2 protein-coding genes and 1 pseudogene are annotated in these 2,092 nt (G+C 68.4%); 1 reads left to right on the plus strand and 2 read right to left on the minus strand.

The genetic code is table 11. The features are described 5' to 3' along the window. Positions 1 to 225: 225 nt before the first annotated feature. Positions 226 to 405 (plus strand): annotated as a pseudogene (locus tag QH290_RS00025) (limonene-1,2-epoxide hydrolase family protein); the annotation flags it as partial. 3 nt (positions 406 to 408) lie between these two features. Here QH290_RS00025 and QH290_RS00030 read toward each other — a convergent pair. Together QH290_RS00030 and QH290_RS00035 are read right to left on the minus strand one after the other, a co-directional pair. Next, entirely contained in the window at positions 409 to 1,266 is an 858-nt protein-coding gene (locus tag QH290_RS00030) for an acyl-ACP desaturase (protein WP_280381605.1), read from the minus strand. 120 nt (positions 1,267 to 1,386) lie between these two features. After that, positions 1,387 to 1,944 carry an LGFP repeat-containing protein gene (locus tag QH290_RS00035; protein ID WP_280268516.1) on the minus strand — a complete coding sequence of 186 codons (558 nt, stop codon included), beginning with the start codon at positions 1,942 to 1,944 and terminating at the stop codon, positions 1,387 to 1,389. Positions 1,945 to 2,092 lie beyond the last annotated feature (148 nt).

The raw sequence follows: 2,092 nt of genomic DNA on the forward strand, positions 1-2,092 counted from the left end.
GTGCTGCCCTCCGCGGCGGGGGAGCCGTGGGGTTTCGCCGGGGGATTTTTTTTTTAGGGGCGGGGTAAGAAAAAACGGCGGGTGGAGCCCCCCCCCCGCCCCCCCGCCCGCGGGGCGGGGCGCGGGGGCGGCGTGCGGCGGGGCCTTACCCGCCCGTCTTCCGTAACCCCCGCCTATATCAACCAAATCCCCGCGTAAACCCACGGCTCCCCCGCCGCGGAGGGCAGCACGGTGCTCACCGAGCGCATCGACTACCTGCGGGCCGGTCCCGTGGAGATCGCCTTCTGGGTCTGCGGCACCTTCGAGATCGTGGACGGCCGGATCACGCTGTGGCACGACCACTTCAGCTGGGAGAACTTCCTGCGCGGCACCGCGGTCGGCCTCTGGCGCGCCGTCCGCCGCTGATCCTCAGGGGCGCAGGTGGGCCAACTCCGCCCGCGCCTGCTCTCCCGCATCGCCGAAGTCGGTGCGGGAGAAGATGTTCCAGCGCTCCAGCAGCGGGCTGAAGACCAGTTCCCCCGTGCGCGCCGGATCGTAGATTCCGGCCTCGGCGAGCACCTCGGTGCTGTTGCGCCCGTCGGGCAGCGGGACCTCGGGGATGCGGAAGTCCGTGATCCGGTCGGCGATCGCGCGCACGGTCTGGTCCGGCGCCAGATCGAGCGCTGCGGCAATGAGATTGGCGAAGAACACCGACTGCAGCTCGTCGTCGGCGGCGATCCGCTCGGCGATCGCGGTCACGATCGGATTCTCCTGCAGCGCTGCGGTATTGCGGTGACGCACCGCGGCGGCCGCCTCCTCGAACGCGCAGGCGGCCAGCACATCCAGCAGATGCAGCGCGGGGCGGCGGAATCCGGCGGTCATATGCGCCATCCGCGCGCGCTCCAGCTCGACCGGATCGACCGACCGCGTCACCATCAGGTAGTTGCGGATCATGATCTCGTGCCGATTCTCCTCGGCCGTCCAGCGGCCGACCCACCGCCACCACGGACCGGTGCGCAGGTACTTGCCGACCTCGCGGTGATAGGAGGGCAGGTTGTCGGCGATCAGCACGCTGACCGTGAGCGCCAGCTTCGCGACCTCACCGAGCTCCGATTGCCCCGGCTCCCAGTCGGTTCCGCCGAGGAAGGCGAAGTTGCGCCCGTCGTCCCAGGGCACGTAGTCGTGCGGCTGCCAGCCGTCGGCCGCGTCGATATGCCGCCGCAGGTTCAGTTCCACCTCTAGCGCGAGCGATTCCAACAGCTCACGATCGGTCAACAGAGTGTGCACCCCGACAACCTACCGATTCCGCGGCGGGAATGGGGACCCCAACCCCGAACACGCAGACAATCCACAGCAACGACCCCGGAAACCTTGGGAGGTTTCCGGGGCCGAGACGCGACGGGAGTGCTACTTCTCCGTCACCGTGGTCTTGCGGTCGGCGGAGTTCCAGCTGATGGTGCCGCCGGTGAATTCGCTCTCCTTACCACCGGCGATGTCCTTCTCGTCGCTGGTCGGGTAGCCGAGCTTGCCGTTGACGCCGCCGTTGTTCTCCCATTCGACGCCGATGTCGCCCCACACCACGTGCGCGTCGGTCTTCTCACTCCAGCAGATCGACCCGCCGGTGAACTCCTGGCACGAGCCGCCGTCGGGGCCGTTCACCGCCGCCTTCTCCGGCGCTCCGAGCGCGCTCTGCGGCCCGCCCATCTCGGTGTACTTCTCGAGAATGTTGCCGGAGACGGTGAACTCGCCGTTCGGAGTGGCGATCTTGGTCTCGGTCGCGGACCCGCCCTCGTGGTCCATCCCGTGTTCGGAGGTGGTGGCGGGCGTGGTGGTGGCCGCCATCGGGGTGGACGATGCCGCGCTGTCGGAATCCTTGTTGTCGTCGTTGCTGCAGCCGGCGAACAGCAGGGTCGCCGCGGCGAGCGTCATGGTGCAGGCAGCTGTACGTCGAGCGATGTGGTGCATGTCCTCAACCTCTCGAAAGTGGCTGGCCGGGGGGGCCCCCGGGGCGCCCCCCGCCACACACGCCCGGGGGGGGGGTTGGGGCGGGGGATAGAAGAACATAGGGAGAAAAAACCCCCCACAAGGTTACCCGCGCAAAATAAAAATAGGC

It is taken from the genome of Nocardia wallacei, assembly GCF_029869545.1.
In the GTDB taxonomy this organism is placed as follows: Bacteria; Actinomycetota; Actinomycetes; order Mycobacteriales; family Mycobacteriaceae; genus Nocardia; species Nocardia wallacei_A.